The organism is Candidatus Dependentiae bacterium (genome assembly GCA_016191325.1).
Classification (GTDB): Bacteria; Babelota; Babeliae; order Babelales; family JACPOV01; genus JACPOV01.
Genome location: JACPOV010000008.1, coordinates 394,990 through 415,316, shown reverse-complemented (window position 1 = coordinate 415,316; position 20,327 = coordinate 394,990). Strand labels below are relative to the sequence as shown.

Here is a 20,327-nt window from a genome sequence, read left to right as displayed (position 1 = left end):
AGCGGCTCGCCACTGTGTGGGCCGCTTTTTTTATATCTATCAATCAATAAGTGAAAGTCGAAAAGCGTAGCGCCCTTCTTTAAATGTAGCGTTTAACCATTCTTCAATACACTGTACAGTGGTTTTAAAATCTACATAATCCGCAGAAAGAGAAAGTACGTTTGCATTATCGTCCTCTTTTGCCATGCGGGCAACAATAGGTTCCCAAACAACGGCTGCGTATATTCCAGGAAATCGATTTGCTGCTATTGCCATTCCAACGCCAGACCCGCACAATAATAAAGCGCCCTGAGCATTTCCATTTTTGATTTCCGCAACAGCTGCTTGCGCAGGCACCGGATAATCTGCTCGTTCTGTATTTTGCACGCCCACATCAATCCAAGTAACGGAACAACCTCCAAATTGCGAAATCTTTTTTAACTGCTCTTTATACATATAACCACGATGATCCGCGCCAATAGCGAGCGTTTTATGCATTTTCGCCTTTCTAGAAATTACGTTTTAAGATCGTAGGCCAGAATATTACATTCCTTATTAGGTTCACTGATAGCTTCTCCTTCATTTGTCAGATACCAGCGTACCGAACCAAATCGTGTCGCTTTAGTAAACCAAAGATCAACTGTTTTTGTACCTGAAGAAATTAATCGATTGCCATTACAATCAGCAGCATCAAATTTTATCAAAAATATTTGTTTAAATTTATTAAAGCGCAACCCGAAAAAGAGTGCATACTCGCTTGGTAGCTCATCAAGATGCTTCACCTGGATAGGATGGTAGAGTTCATCATCAATTTTCATAAAAACAGAGAAACTTGAATTGTCAGTTATAGAATCGACAATGCAAGAATCGGATGCGCTCACCAAAAGATAGAAAGAAATAAAATAATTATTTTCTTCAAGTTGGCGACGCTCAAACTCAATAGCATTTTCAGCGTATGAACCATTTCTTCGCGCGTGTAAGGAAGCATACTGACAACGCACGTCATCAGACAGCCACAAAATATCGAAATGACCGATTGTATCAAACTGATCATATAAATGAAGCGAACGAATATAACGAGCTACCAGCTTTGTTTCATAGTTGATCGTGCCGGCCTGAGGAAGCTGCTCCATTGCCCAACGGGAATAGCGGCAAGAGGAAAGAAGAAAAACAAATAAAAAAATAACAGCTCTTGCCATTATCGCCAGCTTCATTAAAACGCCTCTTTCTTTTACTATAGATGAGCAGCACGTGTAGGTATCCTAAAAAAACCGCTTCTTATTGACAAGAGAACCATGCATACTATGAAACATTTTATCAAGCTCCTTTCATCGCGCTATCTAAAAGAAGCCACTGAGCAGCACACGCTAGGCAGCATGGTAAAAATTTGTTTTTTTTCAATCGCATTGGCGACATGTTCGCTCGCTCTGATTGGATCTATCATGCGAGGATTTGAACAAGCGGCACAAAATACTTTGCAGAGTATTCATGCCGATATTATTATCGAGCCTAATGGCATTCAAATGGATGAAAAATTCATAGAAAAAACGTTAAAAACCTATGAACAAATAGTTGGCTACAGCCCTTCAAAAAGTGGTCATGCTATGATAAGCGCAAGAAATGATAGCGATTTGCCGCAAGCAATTATTATTAAGGGCGTACGGCCAGCACAAGAAGCAAAAACTTCTTCCATTGAACAAATGATTATTGCACCTAAAATAAAGAAAGCATTGGAAACTATTTTGGATGAATCATCAATTATTATTGGCGCCAAGTTAGCGCAATTGCTCAATGTAACGTGTGGCGATACCGTAAAGTTGTATTACGCAACCGATTATCAATCCATCGGAAAGAAAATTCATCTAGATACCCAAATGGTAAAAATAGCGGGCATCTTTAAAACAGGTATTGATGAATTTGATTCAGCAATGGCGCTCAGTTCATTTGATTTTTTTAATGAACTGTTTGAGCAAGAAATAGATTCCATAGCGGTTCGTGTCAAACATAAAGCAGATGCTGCATCGGTTATTCAGTCACTAAAAAAAGAATTGCCGTATCAAGTACTTTCCTGGAAAGATTTGTACCCTGCTCTTTTTTCCGCGCTTAAATTAGAACGTTTCGCGATGATCGCTATTTTGTTTTTAATAATTATCGTCTCCAGCATGACGATCGTCGCCCTTATGTTCATGCTTATCACCCATAAAAAATCTGATATTGTGATTTTGCGGGCAATGGGATGTTCGGTACATCAAATTAGGATTCTTTTTCTTGCGATCGGAACATGCATAACCCTACCAGCAATTGTTGCCGGATTAATAAGTGCATTTTTCATCGGTTTTGTTTGCAAACATCATATTCATCTGGAACTACCCGATACCTATTATGCTACACATTTACCAATAGATCTTAATCCCACGCTCTTTATAGCGATTGGCTCTTTTGTATTTGCAATTGCCCTTATCGCTTCGTGGCTCCCATTACGCTCACTTGGGAGATTGCCCCTATCTGCACACCTGCGCAAGTAATTTCAAGTAGAATATTGCATAGCGGTTTTGTTTATATAATAAGCTGCTATAATTAAATAGAATATGAAATAAGCCTTATTATGCGCTTATCACAGTAGACTATTTGCCTAAATGGAGAAAAATGTTTTTTCGTCGATTTATACTAAACGTGTTCGTTATTGCGCACATCTCTTTTAATATTTTCTCCGTCGTCATCAACGACTCAAGTTTGCTTAATCCAATTGATGTTAAATCTATAGCTACTCCAAAAACTATAGACGAGCTGCAAACGATTGTTATTGATGCTAATAAGAATAAAAATTCTATAAGTATTTGCGGGATGCACTTTTCTCAAGGTGGGCATTGCGCAACTCAAAATGGTATTGTTATCAATATGAAAGAATTGAATAAAATCATACACATTGATCAAGAGAAAAAAGAGGTTACCGTTCAGACCGGGATCACGTGGGGACAACTTCAAAAGCATCTCCACTCTTATGGACTTGCAATCAGTTGCATGCAATCGTATAACGACTTTTCAGTTGGTGGTTCATTGAGCGTTAACTGCCACGGCCAAGATATTCACTATCCACTCATAAGCACTACCGTCAAAGAAATAAAATTGATTATGGCCGATGGATCGATGCTAACAGCTAACAAGAATTTGAATTCTGAAATTTTTGAATCAGCAATTGGTGGATACGGCCTTATAGGAATCATTCACGAAGTTCGAATCCAACTTTCCAATAATAATCTACTCAGAAAGAAGGCTCTCGAGATACCAACTGAAAGCTATCCTGCATATTTTAATTCGCATGTCAAAAACAATCCAGCTATAGCATTGCATTCTGCCAGACTTACCATTTCAGAAAAAAATCTTTTTAAAAACGTGCTTATCGTTGATTATTACAACACCGAGCAAACCGTATTCAGCGATGACATGCCAAATCACATAAAACAAAAAGTCATTAATAAATTGTTTATAACCACCCAAAGCAAACCTTCACCTTTACGTGATTTGCGACCTTATTTCGAAAGAAATCTATTTGAAAAAGAATCGGAGATGTCACGCAATGCGGCAATGGGGTCAACTATCAGTGGGCTTCTTTCTCCTTCTTCTAAAACTACATACACCTTACAAGAATATTTTATTCCGCTAGAAAACTTTAATAAGTTTCAAAACGAACTGAAAAAATACATAACAGATAGTGCGCTCAATGTGCTCAATATAACTATTCGTTATGTTCCTAAAAGTACTGATTCACTATTAAACTATACGCAAAAAGATTCTTTTGGATTTGTATTGTTTGTTAATCACGATACACAGCAAAACACTCTCGATGATATGAAAAAAACAACCCAGCAACTTATCAGTTGCGCGTTGAACCTTGGCGGAACTTATTACTTACCTTATCAACTGTATGCAACAGAAGAACAACTCAAATGCGCATATCCACAGTTCGATAAATTCGCACAATTGAAAAACAAGGTTGATCCAAATCATCTTTTTACCAATTCCTTTTGGCAAAAATACGGAAAAACTTACTAGAGACGAACCAATTTCTAAACATAAACTATTTATTATCAGACAATAGTTAGTATACTCATCATCGAAATTGAAGATTTTTATATTATCTGCGTATGCTCTAAAATCATCTTGATAAAAAAGGATAATTATGAGCTATTGTTATAGCAACTTACGCACCAAACTTGAAAACTTTAATCTAGAAAATAAACGCGTACTTATTCGTGCCGATTGCAATGTGCCAATTTCTGAAGGCATAATTCAAAACGATTTTCGTTTAAAAGCTTTGCTGCCAACACTGCATTTTATTATTGAAAAAAAAGGGCGCATTGTTATTGCAACCCATTTAGGCAGACCAAAAAAACAGGAACCTGAATTTTCGACGCGGCAGCTCATTCCGTGGTTTGAAAAAAACAACCTGCATCTGGAATTTGCGCAGACGATTGATGAAGCAAAAAAATCCACTGCTCAAATCGTTTTACTAGAAAACCTGCGTTTCTTTGCTGGAGAATTAGGCAACGACGCCGATTTTGCAAAAGCGCTTGCTTCATGCGGAGATTATTATGTGTGCGAAGCGTTTGGAACCGTTCATCGAGATCACGCATCATTGACACTAACACCGCTTTATTTTTCACCCGCGCATCGGACAATTGGATTTTTAGTTGAACGAGAGATTAAATCACTCAATAAACTTCTTGATAATCCAGCTCAGCCATTTCTTGTTTTACTTGGTGGCAATAAAATTGAAACAAAGTTACCGCTCATCAAATCACTCCTGGAGCAAAAAGCTTCCATTTTCCTTATGCCTCCCCTTGTTTTTACTTTTCTCGCGGCTCAGAATAAAGAAATCGGAAAATCGTTCATTGAAGCAAACGAACTGACTGCAGCAAAAAAATTACTTGAAGATGGCAGGACGAGGGATCACTTATTATTTCCGATTGATTATTTAGTAGCCGCTCAGAATCAAAAAGGCGCACTTTCACTATGCAATGCAGATAGGTTTCCCGCCAATGGTTATGGCATTTCCGTAGGCCCCGAAACAGTTTCTTTAGTGATCAAACAAATCGGGCTTGCCCGTTCAATTTTTTTTAATGCAGCGGTCGGGTTTAAGGAGCGCCCCGAGACGCTCCTTCCCATTAACAAAATACTTTCTGCGCTGGCACAAAGCAACGCGTACACAGTGATCGGCGGTGGCGATTCCGTTGAATATGCTTTTGATGCTGGTGTTGCTTCGCAGATTAAATTTCTTTCCACCGGAGGCGGCGCAGCGCTTGCCTATTTAAGTAAAGCAGATCTTCCCGGGCTTGATCCATTTATTACGCAATCGGGCAAAAGCTAAAAAGATGGATGCTATTGAGAATATGCTCGTCAAGTTCTTTTGATTGCCCATCAGCGCGCTCAAAAAGCAAAATACCTTTATTGTAATGCTTAATGGGCCAAGAATAGTATTCTGGTTTATCGATGTGTAATTGTTCCGCCAACTTATTAATCATTTGAGCTTCATTGCCCTTGCTTCTCTCAATACTTTTATGCTCAATTGAACGAACCAGTTTATTGAAATCAGTATCTGAGCAGAATGCACTATAGTCGTCGGGTGTATGCCAAATCGTGCTCCCATTGCCATTTGCATACTTTGCATGCTCGAGGCGATGAATGCCCGCAACGCCTTTTAGGCAATCAAAGTCGGCATTATCCACTATATAGGCGCCCTTATGCAAATTAAATCCTTGTTCATGACAAAGATCGTGCAGAAGAAACGCAGCAATATTATCCCTTCCGTGCAACATCATCATTTTGCGCGGCATTTCATTCAAGTAGCGTAAAACATCGTTGTGTTTATTTAAGTTTAGCATCGGCTCCATAGTACCTACCCTTTTTTAGAGGTTTTTGCTTCAAACAGGGCCTTTTTTCCCCTGTCGTTTCCTCATCCTACTATGTAAGTTACCCTTAGGCAAATGCCCCAATTTAGCCTTAAATTAAGCACTTTTCATACTCTTTCTAGCCAAATTGATGTAAGTGTCCCCTTTTTTCCACCGCATCTTCTACTTTTGCCAAAATAGTAGCAACTATCACATGAAAAATACAATAATAGCCTTTATATAGACTTACTTTCCCCCTAAAATTCGGGTAAAATTACTAGAGAAAGGAAATAGTTGCATGGTTTCATATCATTTTTCTCGCCGTAAAGTACAACTGCTTGCAGCGTTTATTTTTCTGATTTTCAATACTTTGGCACACGCACGCAGCCCATTCCGCACTGAGGAACCGGGAACACCAACTATAACCACTTACTGGTTAGGCGATTCAAAAAAGCATGCGCTCTCAAGTTTCTATCTCCAAGAGGGCGCCCTTTTTCATCTTTACGATGCACGTTATTTTGACACAAAAAAATTAACGTCTGCACCAATTTCATATCGCTATCAACTTGAAAACCATGTTGATGGAGCGGTGTTATCAGCGTTAATTGAAAAACTCCTTATCGAACTTTGCGCAAAAAAACCACATCTTACCGATTTTACAATTTTGAAAAAAAGAGATTTCAATTTTAAAAATCATACCGGTTTTTTAGTCGCAAAATTTAAAGATTATCCTTTTGTGTTGAAATTATTTATAACCACGCCAGAGCAATTTCTTAAGCCATTCGATTATGGTTTTGAATCATGTTGTTTTTTTATCATGGGTGGGGGCGTGAATCGCTATTTAAGTGGTTTTACGCGTCTTAGAAATCTAGACCGCCTTCAAAAACTAGTTGCTCAAAATACTGAGTGGAGCGATAAAGTAGAATTTCCTCGCAAATGGTATTGGGAACCAATGGAGCAGAAAAAATTAATTATAGAAGGCGAAAATATTGGTGCGGTTGGAAAAAAGCAAACAATAACGTTACCTTCAATTTATGCACTTGTTTGCGATGAAGTATATATTGAACGTACGTTTTCTCTGACCAGCTCAAGCGATCGAGACACAGCACTTAATTTAACGAACTTTTTGCAACAACAAGTCGATCCACATATTAATAACTATGTTATTGATGACGTAACAAAAAAGATTGCGCTCGTCGATACGGAACATTTTCCAACAATGGTCGGCCTGGATCAACCAAAGCCATGCACCGATTATGTTAGTTGGTATTTAAGTCTTTCACTTAAAATGTGGAATAATAGCTTCATGCGTACGAAAAAACAGCGCCTTGCGCATCAACGCAGATCTAAGGAAGATATGAATTTTTTTGCATCTTTCTTTTAGCTTTTTTTAGCTATTTTCTCTCCAACTTCCAATAGCAAACGCGACCAGTCATTTTTTTTAGCTTCATCTTCACGTTGCCTTATAAGCATCAACGTTGGAAACCAATCAGAATTTTCACGTATGCCCCATCTCCAATCATTATCAGCGGGCAAAATAGCAAAAGTTTTCCTTGAGCCCATTGCACCGGCAAGAGAAAGTACCGATGAGTCAATAAACATACAAAAATCCAGTAAATCGATAAGAGCCGCGCTGTCTTCAAAAGCATTATTATTTTTATCAAACCCCTCTAATGTGACCAAGGGGAAATCTTCGGGGAGTTGCTCAAGCTCTTCTTGGGTTAAATCGCCTTGCATATTGTAATAAGTAATATTTTTTTCTTTGGCAATCTTAGCCAATACATCTAGGAATTGATTAAATGGGATGTTTCTATTTAATGGTGGTAAATTGCTCGCTCGCCAGGAAATACCAACGTTTGTTGTTTTTGGATTTAATTCTTTTGCTCGTTGTTTTTTTATTATTTCATCATAGCATATGTATGGAAGAACATTTGAAAGATCGGGCGATTTTGTTCCTATTATGTAAGGCAAACTGATAAGCGGTACTTGATAATCATACGATTCATTTTCGTGGGCAATTTGATAGCCATTCCTTTTTATTATCTTTTCCAATGATCGATGCACCTCTATCACTACCTGTGCACCTCTTTCCCTTAGTTTATTAACGAATCGTATAAATAGAAATACATCACCTATCCCTATTGCTTTACGTTCGCCACTAATGCCCCCTCTCAATCGGACAAGCACTTTTTTATTTGTTAAATCTTCATTTTGCCATATATCTCGCATAAGTAATTTATCATGCGGCATATCATTATGAATAAGCAATCGATTCTCCAATAATGAAAATCCTTGCGTATATGCGCCATGCTTGAGCAATAGCTCTGCCTCTTTTACTTTATTCATTAACTTTTTGACTTCCATTGTTCCTTCAGCCATCGAAAAAATACAAATACATAAAATCGTAAAACGTAAAAAAATGCACATGCGAACTCCCTATCTTTTACATAATATTTCTTATGTCTCAATTTAGCTCTACAGATTCTTGATACATGAATCAAAAAAAATATAGAGATAAACTAGATCGTACATAATGAAGCAAGGAAAAAAGATGAAATTTCATAGTATGTTATTCACTTTATTAGTTTTTTTTCAATCTCCTGTTTTACATGCTGCTCTTTTAGCTGATTTAATCGAACTGAGCTCTGATGAGCAAATACTTTTTAACACCAAAAGTTTTGATGATCTTTTTGCTCAAGGGAGAAAGCACAAAATTGCCGGCCAGATACAAAAAGCGCTTTCCTGCCTAAAGCCTGCCCTCCTTAAACGTCCTTTTGATTGGCCCGCCAACTGGGATTTAGGCGATCTGTATTTGGCGCTCGGTGATTTTAAAAGAGGAATGGCTGGATTTAAATTTAGATGGCAACATGAAAAACAATTCCAAGAAAAATTATGGCTTGGGCAAGATTTGGCAAATAAAACAGTTCTTATTTATTGCCAGTGGGGCTTAGGCGATACTTTCATGTATATTCGATACGCTTCTTTTCTAAAAAAACGCGGTGCTTACGTTATTTGCCAGGCGCAAAAACCTCTCGCTAAATTACTGCGCTACTGCCCATATATTGATCAAATAATAATAAGCAGTGATCCAAAACCAACTTTTGATTATCAATTGCCTACCACCTATTTTCCAGAAGTATTTGATACAGCAATCGATACCATTCCTAATGAAATCCCCTATTTGTTTGTAGATCAAAAATATATTGATGAATGGTCGATAAAATTAGGAAATAAAGAAAAATTTAGAATTGGCATATGCTGGCAAGGTGCCGTTCGCGAAGATCCTCAAACTGCTGGTCGCGCGATGAAGCTAGCCGATTTAGCAGCTCAGCTCCTTAAGATTGAAAACATCGAAATTTATTGCCTTCAGCAGGGATATGGATCCGAGCAGGTGAACTACCTCACTGCCGAAGATCGAAAAAACATTCATCTTTTTAATGATCATTTCGACAAAGATAATGGTGCATTTATTGATACCGCAGCAGTAATGAAAAATCTTGATCTTGTATTAACTATCGATACTTCAATCGCGCATTTAGCAGGAGCATTGGGTGTACCAACATGGGTGATGCTTCAATATGCAAGCGAATGGCGTTTTTTTCTAGAGCGATCCGATTCTCCTTGGTACCCTACAATGCGGCTATTTAGACAACCAATGCAAGGTGATTGGCAAACCGTTATTAATAATGTTATGAATGAACTACAAAGAATCGTAAAATAATTATTTAAAAGCGAGGATGTATGAAGCTTAATTTTTTAATTATTCTATTAGCAGCAAGCTTTACGCTTACTGCTGACCGTACCTTATCGGATCACTCGGCACATGAGCTTTGCAAACTCGGCAAAGAATATCGCACGCAAGGGAATTATCAAAAAGCCCTCTCGTGCTTTCGCATAGCAAATATTAAAGATCCTCAAGATAAAGAAGCGTCGCTCGAGCTTGCGCTTGCGCATCTTGCCTGCGAACATTTTAATAAAGGATTTGAACTACTGGATAACCATTTTAGAACTTTTTCTACTTTAGAAAAACAATGGCACGGCCAAGATCTTAATGGAAAACGCTTATTAATCCATACTCCATCTTGGGGATATGGCGATCTGTTTATGTTTCTGAGATTCGCAAGGGAACTTAAAAACCGTGGTGCATCGATCGTTATTTTTGCAGACAATATAATAATGCCTTTTGCACAGATACAGAATTACATCGGCGAGACAATTATTATTAATAACGGAATGGTAAACGATTCGTATTTTGGAAATATCGTGATTTTTGAAAGAAGTAAACTTCCTGTTTTCGATTATGAAACTCATTTGTGCAGCCTACCTGCTTTGATGAAAACAACGGCAAAAACAATCCCTCAACCACCTTACATCCAAGCCGAGCAAGAACGAATCGATTATTGGGCAAAAAAAATGAGCTGCGATCCTCAATGCAAAGTGGGATTATGCTGGAATGGCGCAACGCGTGATGATGCGCAGCTTATGCAACGATCTATGGCATTCAATTGTTTAAAACCGCTTTTAGAAAAAAAAGGATGCAGCTTTTATAATCTCCAAATTGGCGACGCGTTCCGCGCATTAAGCAAAGATGAGCGCGACAGTCTTATAATTTTAGATGAAGAACTTGATAAAAAATCGGGCGCATTTATGGATACCGCAGCCATCATTGCAAATCTAGATCTAGTAATCACAGTTGATACTTCAATCGCTCATCTAGCTGGCGCTATGGCAAAACCGGTCTTTGTGCTTCTTCCGCTTGCAGCAGAATGGCGCTACGGAATGAAACGTTGCGATTCACTTTGGTATCCCTCCATGCGTCTATTTCGCCAAGCGTCCCCAGGTAATTGGGAGCGCCCAATACAGGAAGTTTGTAACGCACTTGATACATTGCTGAACGCAGATTGCTAAGGTTTTTTGCGCGGGACTAACCGTTGACAAGAAACTGGTGAAAAATGCTAGGGTGAATCTATAAAATAGTCACTTAATTTTGCAGGGGGAATAGTGAGCAAGTGCTATAGATTCACCATCATGTTATTGGTAAGTTCATGCATGCTTTTGGCAGAACAATATCAGGATATTATAGTCAATAATCAAATTACTAGCCCAGGAATTAGAGAATCGGCCAGTCGGTATGCCGCAATTAAAGAGCATCTAAATAAATACAAGCGACCCTTCACTGTTTTGGACATAGGAGCTGCTCAAGGTTATTTTTCGTTTAGAAGTGCCCATGATTTTCCGCATTCTTCTGCGGTTATGATCGAAGGTGAATACCTTAACGTCTCATTTAATGCTTCAAACAAACTTGAAGAACTCTGCGCTCTTAACACTGATCGTAAAAATATTATTTATCTAAAAAAACATATGCTGCCCTCAGATTTTAAACGCCTAGCTCAATGTGAGCATTTTGATGTTGTGCTTTGCTTGAACGTTATTCACCATTTTGGAAAAGAGTGGCAAACGGTTGCGCAAGCGGTATTTAAAATGGGTGACTACGTTATCATCGAAACACCCCCGTCAACCGATAAAGTCTTTATGAATAATTCGGAAGTTAAAGCAATCGAAGATTTCTTAAAAGCAAAAAAGGGCACGGTAATCGCACAAACACCGCGGCATACAGATCCGTCTGCAATGGCTCTTATGCAGATTTTTGAAACGCCAAAAAAAGAATTGCCGGTTAAACATTGGTTTTATGGCAATACTGCTCGCGAAGAGGGTGTCTCTTACGAAATTGAAAGCACATTCGAAAAAAAGAATCTTTTAAAAAAGCATCTAGGAAAAGTGCGTAAATCCGAATGGTTGCCCGGTATTAATTTAGTAACTTTTAAAGCGCTCAATGGTGTTTGGCCAAATACGCCACAGGTAATTTCTTCTCTGGTTGAATTTGCAAATATCAAGCATCGAGATTTATTGCCGTGGAATATTCTAGTTCAAGGCAATAACCTTGCAGTGTTTGATGATGAAGGGGAAGTTTTTTCTGATCCACTATGCAGCTTACTGCAAACAATCAGATTTGCGGCACTTAATACCTATGTATCAGTTGAAAACTTCATTTTACATCATCTCTATCCGCGAGAATGGCTCAATAATTGCAAGGTTGAGACTAAAGGCCCGCAATCTCTCCTAACGGAAATATCTTTAGGCGAGTTGGTAGACAAAATAACAATCCTTGAAATAAAATCGGCAAAAACAGCTGACACTAATAAATTAAAAAATATTAACTACGAGCTAACAATATTACGTAAAACGTTAAATGATCAAATTAATAATTCTGAGCAATTAGATCATCTAAAAGGCGAACTTCTCAAAGTTAATCAATTGCTATGGGACGTGGAAGATAAACTTCGTGAGAAAGAACGATTGCTTTCATTCGACGAAGAATTTATCACGCTTGCGCGAAGCGTATATATTATTAATGATCGTCGTGCGCAATTAAAACGAGAGATCAATCTCGCATTCGGCTCGCAAATTATAGAAGAAAAAATTTATCAATCTTATAACACACCGGCTTCGATTGCTTCAAGCATCTAAGCTACGGTTTTTGATTTGCGCCACGAGCCAAACCAATTGGCAATTCTGCTTTTTGCACCGGTTGCATAACCGCGAGCTTTGACGAAAAATGAATTCTTAATCTTGATTTCATTTTTGAGAAATTCTTGATAAGCGCCATAACGAATATATAATTTTCTTTGTTCTTTTTCAGATGATTTATTTTTCTTTAATTGCGCAAAATAAGTTGGAGCTTGAGTTTCCAGGGATGCTTTTCCATTTGTTTCTAAATCAAGCATTGCTTGTTTTCCTTTGGCGTGGCCAACTCGATCGCGCTCCCGATCCATGAGTTTGCTATAATACTCTTTGAATGCGGATTGTTGTTCATAGCTAACGAACTGCTTTAAAAATGAATCAAAGTCTCGCGCTTTATGGGCTGTATTGGCTAGAGCAAAACTATTGCACATCAATAAAATTAATAGAGCGAATAGATGTTTCATAAACCTCCCCTTTTATTTTAGAGCATTTCGTGCTTCATTCTATTTATCTGATCCTGAAACTCTCGATCTGCCTCCACACGATCCTGCACCTGCTTGAACGCGTGAATCACGGTTGAATGATCACTGCGTCCTAAATAATGAGCAATCTCGTGAAGCGACTTATCGGTAAGATTCCTCATAAAATACATAGCAAGTTGACGCACCCAAGACAACTCTTTGCTTCTTTTTTTTGAGCGCAAATCCCCTAAGGTGTATCTATAATGGGTACCAATAGTTTTTACAATTCTATCAAAGTCGACCTGTGATCGCTCACCAGATTCTTTACTCATGCGCACAACAAGTACTTTTTTTGCTAATTCGAGCGTAATCGGCTGTTTCATTAAATGCGCGAACGCATTAATTCGAATAAAAGCACCTTCAAGCTCGCGAATATTCGAGTTTACAGAAGAGGCAATAAACGCTGCCACATCATCGGGCAGTTCTTCACCTTGCAATTCAGCTTTTCGTTTTAGAATTGCTATTTTTGTCTCAATTGTTGGCATTTGTACATCAACTACTAAACCACTTGCCATTCGCGAGCGCAATCGCTCAGCAATTCCTTGTATGTTACTTGGATATGAATCACTGGAAAAAACAATTTGCTTGTGAGCATCATAAAGCGTATTGAAAATATGAAAAAATGCTTCTTGGGTTTGTTCTTTATTTGAAATGCATTGAATATCATCGATTAGTAGAACGTCAATATCTTTATATTTCGATTGAAATTGATGAACCTTATCGAATCGAATTGCATAAATAAATTCGCTCACAAATCTGTCGGCCGGTTGGTAGAGCACCTCAACATTTCGATGATGCAATTTTACTTCATGTGCAATCGCATGCATCAAATGTGTTTTTCCCAAGCCAGAGCCGCCGTAAATAAAAAGTGGATTATATAATTTGCCAAGTTTCTGTGTTACCGCATACGCCGCAGCGTAAGCCATATGGTTATTAGGCCCAACAATGAACGTATCAAAGATAAAATTTTTGTTGAGTTGATGGCGGATTGGTGTACCAAACTTTACGACCTTTGTACCCTTTTTTTCCTGCAACGGCTGCCGCGCAATACGCTGAGCCGGTAAAACTCTAATTGTCTCATCATGATCACTTTTTTCGTCATGTGAAACAATGAGCTCGCTTTCTTCTATGAAAACAATTTTGAGTTGATCAACATTGAAGAGACGGCTGAGATGCATATGAAAAATCGCAAGATAGTTTGTCTTAATCCATTCTTTAATGAATGCGTTGGGCGCCTTGACATAAACAATTTTATGCAACGAATCCCATCGATGCAGACAAACAGCTTTTAACCATGTTTCAACAACACGGCTTCCTGCCTCTTGGCTCGCGATAACTAAAAATTGTTCCCAAATCGTTGCTAGCACGCTTAATCTATTTTATGAAAAAGTGATACATGTTTTTTTGATTGTATTGCAGTGTAGCACGATCACAAAGAGTTAATCAAGGCGCGCATTTATCAAGCAGCAAAAGCACTTTTATAATACGCCTCAATACCATTGCAGATTCCGGCAGCAATTTTTATTTGATTACTATCTTGTGATAACCAGTCCGCTTCTTGCGCATGAGAGAGAAATCCTATCTCAATAAGAGTGGATGGCATATCGGTGCCAATCAGCACTTGTGAAATAGATTTTTTTACCGCGCGATCAACAAGTTTGTAAGTTGATTGCACGCAGGTGAGAACGCCATTGTGTACGCAACGGGCTAATAATTCTGCTCTAGAATCAAATGGATAATAAAATTCTTGCAGAGCAACGTCGGCAGTTATTTTTTGTTTTAGCGACTGTTTATGAACAGAACAACGGGGAGACCAATAGGTTTCAACTCCCTGGATATTTTTTTTCGGTGATGAATTGGCATGAATAGAAACAAAAAGTTCCGCATTTTTTTGATTGGCAAAAGTTGTCCGTCTATCAAGCGGGATGAAAACATCACGATCACGGGTAACGCAAACCTCAAAACCTTTTTGCTTTAGGAGAGAAACAACTTTTCTTCCCACTTGAAGCGTCAGATCTTTTTCTTTTAGTGAATGGCAACCTATAGTTCCAGTATCCCTACCGCCATGGCCAAAATCAACAACAATTCTTTTTTTTTGAGGTTTTTCCGCCTCAGCGTACCGTAAAACTGAATTACTAGCGTGCTTTATTTTTTCTAAAACTTTTTTATTATGAAAACTCATCACAAAGCCTTTAGTAGCGCTTATCACATCGCATGATGAATAGTCAAAAATAATTGATTCTGGATCATATGCAACATAAACCTTTAAACCCTTTATTGGTTTTTCAACCTCTTCTAAGGAAATCTTATACAATGAATTATTCGTATCTTTTAAACCAGCTAAATTATGTTTCGCTTCGCGTGAAAACGAAGTAAGCGGAAAGAAGAGCACCAGTTCTTTCATAGCTGTTCCACTTTTTTGCGACGGACGCGCAGGTAATTCATTACAAAGTGGTTCAACATCAAAGTAGAACATCACTTTGTCACTCAACTTACCTTGATGGAAAAACGCCTTAGTTACGATCGAAGATTTGTGCCCAGCAGCTTGACCAATCAAACATATACTCAAACTAATCAGCAAACCATAATACTTGTTCATTATTCCCCCTTTATAATCCGCAGATGCAGAATCGCTTGCCTGATACCATCCTAATAACAGGGGGGGAGTAAAGTAAATAATTCAGATTGAAATTAAAATTAATGCTCTTTTAAAGGGGTTGTTGCACGCTCGGCAATATAAGAAAGTCTTCGCGAGCGCTCCCAAGCTTTCAAAAAAGAATCGAGCGGATAAGAAACGGCGGTATCTTCAGTATTTTCAAATGCAGGGTCATGGCACATTACCATTTTACTTTCTGCATCAAAACCAACAATTACTAAAAGATGTCCATTTTTGTACTCTCGCGGCGCAGTTAAAAGTGGACCACGAACACTGACAACTACCGGTAAGTTCTTTTTCAGCGATTGGTGAATTTGTGCAAAAGAATTAGGCCGTGTCACATAAAAGAAAAAATCGCCTTTGCACAATTCGTATGCGGTTACCGTATTGAACGGCCAGCTCCCATATGCATCCAGCCCCGCATCATACGAACGCGCCGCAAAAGCAATAGGATCTATCGGTACTCCACTTAAAAAGCTAGAAACAATTGAACACGATGTGGGTGAACATAGCGCTTCTTTGCGAGGATGCTCAAGAACCATCTGTGATTGTTTTCCAACACCTACGACATGCACGGATGAAAGTGCTGCGCATACCTGTTGAGCATCTTCCTCTTGGAAATCGGGAAAATTTGCAATCGTTACGCTCAATGCTGCAAGTTGTGATAAATCTGCGCCCTCGTGTGATTCTATTTTAATGCGAAAGGCATCCGAAGGCTTATTGGGGGGAATCTCTAAGCGAACATGTTCATACTTAGTTCCCGTTCCTGATTTGTTAAAATAAGAACGCTGTGTGTGTTGACCCCATTCTATCATCGTATGCCAATCGTGCCAATTTTGCGTTCCTGCATCGCGCACTTGTGCTAAAAATCTATAATAGCCTCGTGCGGGACGATGCGCATTCCAAGAAAAAATAAGCTGTGTAAATAATGGCACAGTTTTTTTTCCAAATGTTAATGAAGCGAGATTCTTGTGATCAAGTTGTTTAGCTTGAGAAAATCTTTTTTTATAGCAACTTGCCCACTCTTGTTGGGTTGCCTGCGCAAAAGAAAAGCACCAAAACGAAATTCCCAGAAAAAAAATTAAGTGTTTCATCAATTCCTTTTGCATTACAGAGCCTATCAGCAATATTATATATATATTTGCATTTATTTTTCAATTGAATAATAACGCAACCTTCAAAAACCCCAACTCTTCATAGTTTTTTTATTTTTCGTTACTGGATGGCACCTTTCAAAATTTTCCAAAGCTCTATATTATTGCATTCTTATAATCTAATTGAAATACTTAGGATGAGGGAACCGTTATGCGTAGAGTTATTTCATCACTCATATTTCTTATTGTTTTGTTTTCCGTATGCCAAGGAAAACAAGCAGTAGTTATCGTCCCCGTTGCCGATTTGCTCGGCAATCAATCGGGAGAAAAAGCCTATCAAGGATTGGGTCTTTGCGCAAAACCAGTCGAGTTCTGCATTCGACTTCATCAACTCCTTTATAATGAAATTGTTACTATAGAAGAAGAAAAAGGTGCTGAAGCTCGCGTGAGAATTAGCTCCGCGTTTTATGAACTTACGCCAGGCGGCGCGCCGCAAACTAGTTATTGGACTCTAAGAAAAAATCTGCTTCCAATGGCAGAGCTGGTTGCTCGGGCAATACCGATTGATACAATTCCAGAACCACTCAGTTTTAATCCAAGAAAATCAAGCGGCAATCATCAAAGAATAGTTGCCCTTTTACAACCGCACTACGATCCTCGTACACAAACTACTTATTCAGTGGGAACACGGTTTGTGCGCACCGAAAAAAATACACAAACTAACCAAATTGAAGTTTTCGCTTTTAATAGACATCTGAACACACCACTAACTATTTCGCTCCCGATCAATAAATGTATCGAATCAAGCAATGATCGTTCATGGGATGAGCGAAGAGAAATTTTTCTAAGATTATTGCATTCATGGGCACACCAGAATAATGGCTATATTCCTTATGTATGGGGCGGATGCAGTTTTACAACTCACGAAAACGAACCACATTTTATTTCTATGCCAGCTGCAAAAGGCGCTACTCTTTTTGTACCACGCACGCAAAAAAAGATGTGTTCTGGATTCGATTGCGCGGGATTAATAGCACGAGCAGCGCAACTTGCGGGCATACCCTACTACTATAAAAACACCGCTACAATTGCTAATCATTTGAAAGAAATTTCGCATGCGCGAGATATTCAAAATGGCGATCTTATTTGGTTTCCTGGGCACGTAATAGTTATTAGCGATGTTTCACGCAATTCAATTATTGAAGCACGAGCATATGGCCAAGGATATGGAAAAATTCATGAACTACCAGTCAGCACCGTATTTAAAAATATCGAAACGGTTAGTCAACTTTTAGCGCATGCACGTGAGAAAAAAATGATTTATCGTTTACAAAAAGATGGAAGCGTAGCGCATTCAATAGCAACACTAAAAATATTGCAGTTATCAAGCACGCTCACGAATTAAAAATTTCTTCCAACATTGATTCGGTAATAAAATCTTGTCGAGCATAATGCGCGCGAATAATCGGAACTATTTTTTCATAACCAATAATAATAACACTGCAAAGTTTTCCTTCGCGCATCTTGCAAGAAACATACGAACTATTTGTTACCTTGTTAAATTCTTGATCGAACGCTAATTGCTGAGAGCCCGCAACAAAAAATTTGTTCTGAAAAAAATATGAGCTATAAAATTGGAAAATTCCTGCATACGGTTTTGATTGGCCCACCATCGCATGTGCAGCGCATACCCCTTGAGATACTGCATCAGACCATTTAAAACTTGCTAAGCGATTATTCGTAATCCTGTCAAAAGTTTCAACGCAATCGCCCGCGGCGTAAACATCAGGGCTTGATGTTTGCATACATTCATTTACTAAAATTCCATTCTTGGATGTATCAATTGCCGCATCGTGGGCTAGTTTAATATTTTGTACTGAACCGATTGCAAAAACAATCATTTGCGCGCCAATAACACGCCCGCTCTTTGTTTTAACAGCGGCAATGCGTCCATCATCTTGCACAATTTCTTTAAGTTCTTCATCCAAAAAAAATCTAACGCCTATTTTTTCAGCATTCAAGCGCACTACCGCAGCACCCTGCTGATCGAGCAAACTATTAATAACGCGCGAATTGGATTCCAGAACGGAAACAGAAATCCCATTTTGCTCCAATGCATCTGCGCATTCCATACCAGTTAATCCTGAGCCAACAACTAATACCGAAGAAACTGCATGCGATGCGCAATATTCTTTCAGTCGCAAAATATCGTGCAAGGAATAAAAATAAAAAATCCCCGCACACATTTTTTCTAAATTAATTTTGCGTGCATGAGCACCAGTAGCAATCAGCAACTTATCATAAGAAATTTCATCACCATCAACCAAAATAATTTTTCGCGCAACGGGAGAAATCTTTTCAACTTTTTTTCCCAACAAAAGATTTATTTTTTGTTGATCGAAAAATTCTTGAGGACGTGTGAAAATATCCGCTAGCTGCTTATCACCTGCCACGTAATCCGGCAATAAACATTTATTATAGGGCATCTGCATCTCATCAGATATGCAAATAATTTCTGCATGCGCATCTAATTGCCGCAATGTAGCGACAGCGCCCATTCCAGCTGCTGATGATCCAATAACAACAAATTTTTTATTCATAAAAATCAAAACAATCGCCAATAATTTTTACTATTATTCGAAATCGACGCGCACTATAGAGCGTGCTATACTTAATTTACATGCTAATAATTTTACTTCAAAAGGAATTTTCATGAATAAATTGATAGCAACTATCTTATTAAGCATAATAATAAATAATGCACTTTCCATGGAAAATGCTGTTGAGAAAATTGTTACTGAGCCGGGGTTTAAACACACATTAAAACTTGGCAATAAAAATGTTTCCGCTTTTTCTTATTTTAATTTTTCAAATAATCTAGAAGTTTTACAAAAATCCCTCACAGGAAACGAAAACGGAATTTACGATTTCAGACCTCTAGAAAATGCATACTCAAAATTAACAAAAGAAAATAGACCATTCTTTCTCCGACACCGTGGAAAATTCGCTTTTAGTTCAGGATTACTAGTGGGAATGGCACTTATGAGCATTCCATTTGTATGCGTTTTATACAAATTTCCCTCGTACAAAAAATAAATTGAAAGGGTCTTATAATGTAAGGCCCTTTCTTATTCACTTTAATGAAGTTTGCTGACTGCTTTTTATTTTATTTATATAAGCATCAATCGCACTAGTAGTTGCCGAACTACTTTCTAACACTAAGTTTGTTTTCATCAGCTCTCCAATGTAGAGGCACGCGAATTTATTTCTTTTTTCTAAGCATTGCTTGAAAGCTTCTTCATGAGAATCTATCGCAATCCCGTAATCTATAGCATTCTCTTTAAACTGCTTTTGCGTCGCATCTCCTAAAAAGAAATCAAAAATTTTCTCCACCCCATAAAAATCCAAAGTTACATTATAAATTTCATGAGAAATTTCTTTCTCATTTGTACGTATGAGCGTTTCGATTAGATGACGATGCAATCTTGCACAATTTTGTTTCTCGATACAATCTTTGCACATCTCATTGTTCTTCATACCATCAAGCTCATTGTCCGCTTGTGCGCGTACCTGCCACAATGCGATACCGCGTAATTCACCTTCAGCATTTACAACCAAACTTGCGATAAAAAAATAATATAAAATAATCTTCAAATTAATTTCTCTG

At 38.2% G+C, this 20,327-nt stretch carries 19 protein-coding genes; 9 read left to right on the top strand and 10 right to left on the bottom strand.

The annotated features are described in order from the left end of the window. Nucleotides 1-39: 39 nt before the first annotated feature. A complete protein-coding gene (locus HYX58_02390) occupies nucleotides 40-477 on the bottom strand; it encodes an RpiB/LacA/LacB family sugar-phosphate isomerase (GenBank protein ID MBI2774828.1) in 438 nt (145 codons plus the stop codon). Nucleotides 478-494: 17 nt separating this feature from the next. Continuing rightward, nucleotides 495-1,193: a hypothetical protein gene (locus tag HYX58_02385; protein MBI2774827.1), complete on the bottom strand. Its 699-nt coding sequence runs from the start codon at nucleotides 1,191-1,193 to the stop codon at nucleotides 495-497. 81 nt (nucleotides 1,194-1,274) lie between these two features. Here HYX58_02385 and HYX58_02380 point away from each other — a divergent pair, with 81 nt between their 5' ends. From HYX58_02380 to pgk, 3 genes are all read left to right on the top strand, one after another. Beyond that, nucleotides 1,275-2,504 (top strand): ABC transporter permease, encoded by a 1,230-nt coding sequence (locus HYX58_02380; protein MBI2774826.1) that lies wholly within the window; start codon nucleotides 1,275-1,277, stop codon nucleotides 2,502-2,504. A 121-nt stretch (nucleotides 2,505-2,625) separates the two neighbouring features. Then, complete coding sequence (locus HYX58_02375; GenBank protein MBI2774825.1) at nucleotides 2,626-4,032, top strand: FAD-binding protein; 1,407 nt, start codon at nucleotides 2,626-2,628, stop codon at nucleotides 4,030-4,032. A 127-nt stretch (nucleotides 4,033-4,159) separates the two neighbouring features. After that, entirely contained in the window at nucleotides 4,160-5,347 is a 1,188-nt protein-coding gene (gene pgk / locus HYX58_02370) for a phosphoglycerate kinase (GenBank protein MBI2774824.1), read from the top strand. Here the strand turns inward: pgk and HYX58_02365 are convergent. Then, complete coding sequence (locus tag HYX58_02365) at nucleotides 5,325-5,870, bottom strand: hypothetical protein (protein ID MBI2774823.1); 546 nt, start codon at nucleotides 5,868-5,870, stop codon at nucleotides 5,325-5,327. The genes pgk and HYX58_02365 overlap by 23 nt on opposite strands. A 295-nt stretch (nucleotides 5,871-6,165) precedes the next feature. Here HYX58_02365 and HYX58_02360 point away from each other — a divergent pair, with 295 nt between their 5' ends. Next, a complete protein-coding gene (locus HYX58_02360) occupies nucleotides 6,166-7,251 on the top strand; it encodes a hypothetical protein (GenBank protein MBI2774822.1) in 1,086 nt (361 codons plus the stop codon). Here HYX58_02360 and HYX58_02355 read toward each other — a convergent pair. Further along, entirely contained in the window at nucleotides 7,248-8,135 is an 888-nt protein-coding gene (locus HYX58_02355) for a hypothetical protein (protein MBI2774821.1), read from the bottom strand. The genes HYX58_02360 and HYX58_02355 overlap by 4 nt on opposite strands. A 283-nt stretch (nucleotides 8,136-8,418) precedes the next feature. Between HYX58_02355 and HYX58_02350 the strand changes: the two genes are divergently transcribed. From HYX58_02350 to HYX58_02340, 3 genes are all read left to right on the top strand, one after another. Continuing rightward, entirely contained in the window at nucleotides 8,419-9,588 is a 1,170-nt protein-coding gene (locus HYX58_02350) for a hypothetical protein (GenBank protein ID MBI2774820.1), read from the top strand. Nucleotides 9,589-9,608: 20 nt separating this feature from the next. Then, nucleotides 9,609-10,775 (top strand): hypothetical protein, encoded by a 1,167-nt coding sequence (locus tag HYX58_02345; GenBank protein MBI2774819.1) that lies wholly within the window; start codon nucleotides 9,609-9,611, stop codon nucleotides 10,773-10,775. A 1,221-nt stretch (nucleotides 10,776-11,996) separates the two neighbouring features. Beyond that, the gene (locus HYX58_02340; GenBank protein ID MBI2774818.1) at nucleotides 11,997-12,395 is read left to right on the top strand and encodes a hypothetical protein; all 399 of its coding nucleotides are present in this window, start codon (nucleotides 11,997-11,999) and stop codon (nucleotides 12,393-12,395) included. On the opposite strand, the gene HYX58_02335 is transcribed toward HYX58_02340, so the two are convergent. The 4 genes from HYX58_02335 to HYX58_02320 form a co-directional block, all read right to left on the bottom strand. Next, on the bottom strand, nucleotides 12,392-12,853 hold the full coding sequence (locus tag HYX58_02335) for a hypothetical protein (protein MBI2774817.1): 462 nt from the start codon (nucleotides 12,851-12,853) through the stop codon (nucleotides 12,392-12,394). The genes HYX58_02340 and HYX58_02335 overlap by 4 nt on opposite strands. A gap of 17 nt (nucleotides 12,854-12,870) precedes the next feature. Beyond that, on the bottom strand, nucleotides 12,871-14,277 hold the full coding sequence (dnaA, locus tag HYX58_02330; protein MBI2774816.1) for a chromosomal replication initiator protein DnaA: 1,407 nt from the start codon (nucleotides 14,275-14,277) through the stop codon (nucleotides 12,871-12,873). 92 nt (nucleotides 14,278-14,369) lie between these two features. Further along, nucleotides 14,370-15,509, bottom strand: a complete 1,140-nt coding sequence (locus HYX58_02325; protein MBI2774815.1) for an N-acetylmuramoyl-L-alanine amidase — start codon at nucleotides 15,507-15,509, stop codon at nucleotides 14,370-14,372. Between the two features lie 98 nt (nucleotides 15,510-15,607). Then, on the bottom strand, nucleotides 15,608-16,660 hold the full coding sequence (locus tag HYX58_02320) for a C39 family peptidase (protein ID MBI2774814.1): 1,053 nt from the start codon (nucleotides 16,658-16,660) through the stop codon (nucleotides 15,608-15,610). A gap of 211 nt (nucleotides 16,661-16,871) precedes the next feature. On the opposite strand from HYX58_02320, the gene HYX58_02315 reads away from it, so the two are divergent. After that, nucleotides 16,872-18,065, top strand: a complete 1,194-nt coding sequence (locus tag HYX58_02315; protein ID MBI2774813.1) for a C40 family peptidase — start codon at nucleotides 16,872-16,874, stop codon at nucleotides 18,063-18,065. Here HYX58_02315 and HYX58_02310 read toward each other — a convergent pair. After that, nucleotides 18,055-19,260 carry an NAD(P)/FAD-dependent oxidoreductase gene (locus tag HYX58_02310; protein MBI2774812.1) on the bottom strand — a complete coding sequence of 402 codons (1,206 nt, stop codon included), beginning with the start codon at nucleotides 19,258-19,260 and terminating at the stop codon, nucleotides 18,055-18,057. The two genes, HYX58_02315 and HYX58_02310, sit on opposite strands and share 11 nt — an antisense overlap. Nucleotides 19,261-19,372: 112 nt before the next feature. On the opposite strand from HYX58_02310, the gene HYX58_02305 reads away from it, so the two are divergent. Next, on the top strand, nucleotides 19,373-19,756 hold the full coding sequence (locus HYX58_02305) for a hypothetical protein (GenBank protein ID MBI2774811.1): 384 nt from the start codon (nucleotides 19,373-19,375) through the stop codon (nucleotides 19,754-19,756). A 36-nt stretch (nucleotides 19,757-19,792) separates the two neighbouring features. Here the strand turns inward: HYX58_02305 and HYX58_02300 are convergent, their stop codons facing one another. Next, entirely contained in the window at nucleotides 19,793-20,314 is a 522-nt protein-coding gene (locus HYX58_02300; protein MBI2774810.1) for a hypothetical protein, read from the bottom strand. Between the last annotated feature and the right edge of the window lie 13 nt (nucleotides 20,315-20,327).

Excerpts from the sequence above, each read along its gene's own strand:
- HYX58_02390 (MBI2774828.1), bottom strand. The coding sequence starts at position 477 with ATGCATAAAACGCTCGCTATTGGCGCGGATCATCGTGGTTATATGTAT.
- HYX58_02385 (MBI2774827.1), bottom strand. The coding sequence starts at position 1,193 with ATGAAGCTGGCGATAATGGCAAGAGCTGTTATTTTTTTATTTGTTTTT.
- HYX58_02380 (MBI2774826.1), top strand. The coding sequence starts at position 1,275 with ATGCATACTATGAAACATTTTATCAAGCTCCTTTCATCGCGCTATCTA.
- HYX58_02375 (MBI2774825.1), top strand. The coding sequence starts at position 2,626 with ATGTTTTTTCGTCGATTTATACTAAACGTGTTCGTTATTGCGCACATC.
- pgk (MBI2774824.1), top strand. The coding sequence starts at position 4,160 with ATGAGCTATTGTTATAGCAACTTACGCACCAAACTTGAAAACTTTAAT.
- HYX58_02365 (MBI2774823.1), bottom strand. The coding sequence starts at position 5,870 with ATGGAGCCGATGCTAAACTTAAATAAACACAACGATGTTTTACGCTAC.
- HYX58_02360 (MBI2774822.1), top strand. The coding sequence starts at position 6,166 with ATGGTTTCATATCATTTTTCTCGCCGTAAAGTACAACTGCTTGCAGCG.
- HYX58_02350 (MBI2774820.1), top strand. The coding sequence starts at position 8,419 with ATGAAATTTCATAGTATGTTATTCACTTTATTAGTTTTTTTTCAATCT.
- HYX58_02345 (MBI2774819.1), top strand. The coding sequence starts at position 9,609 with ATGAAGCTTAATTTTTTAATTATTCTATTAGCAGCAAGCTTTACGCTT.
- HYX58_02335 (MBI2774817.1), bottom strand. The coding sequence starts at position 12,853 with ATGAAACATCTATTCGCTCTATTAATTTTATTGATGTGCAATAGTTTT.
- HYX58_02325 (MBI2774815.1), bottom strand. The coding sequence starts at position 15,509 with ATGAACAAGTATTATGGTTTGCTGATTAGTTTGAGTATATGTTTGATT.
- HYX58_02320 (MBI2774814.1), bottom strand. The coding sequence starts at position 16,660 with ATGAAACACTTAATTTTTTTTCTGGGAATTTCGTTTTGGTGCTTTTCT.
- HYX58_02315 (MBI2774813.1), top strand. The coding sequence starts at position 16,872 with ATGCGTAGAGTTATTTCATCACTCATATTTCTTATTGTTTTGTTTTCC.
- HYX58_02310 (MBI2774812.1), bottom strand. The coding sequence starts at position 19,260 with ATGAATAAAAAATTTGTTGTTATTGGATCATCAGCAGCTGGAATGGGC.
- HYX58_02305 (MBI2774811.1), top strand. The coding sequence starts at position 19,373 with ATGAATAAATTGATAGCAACTATCTTATTAAGCATAATAATAAATAAT.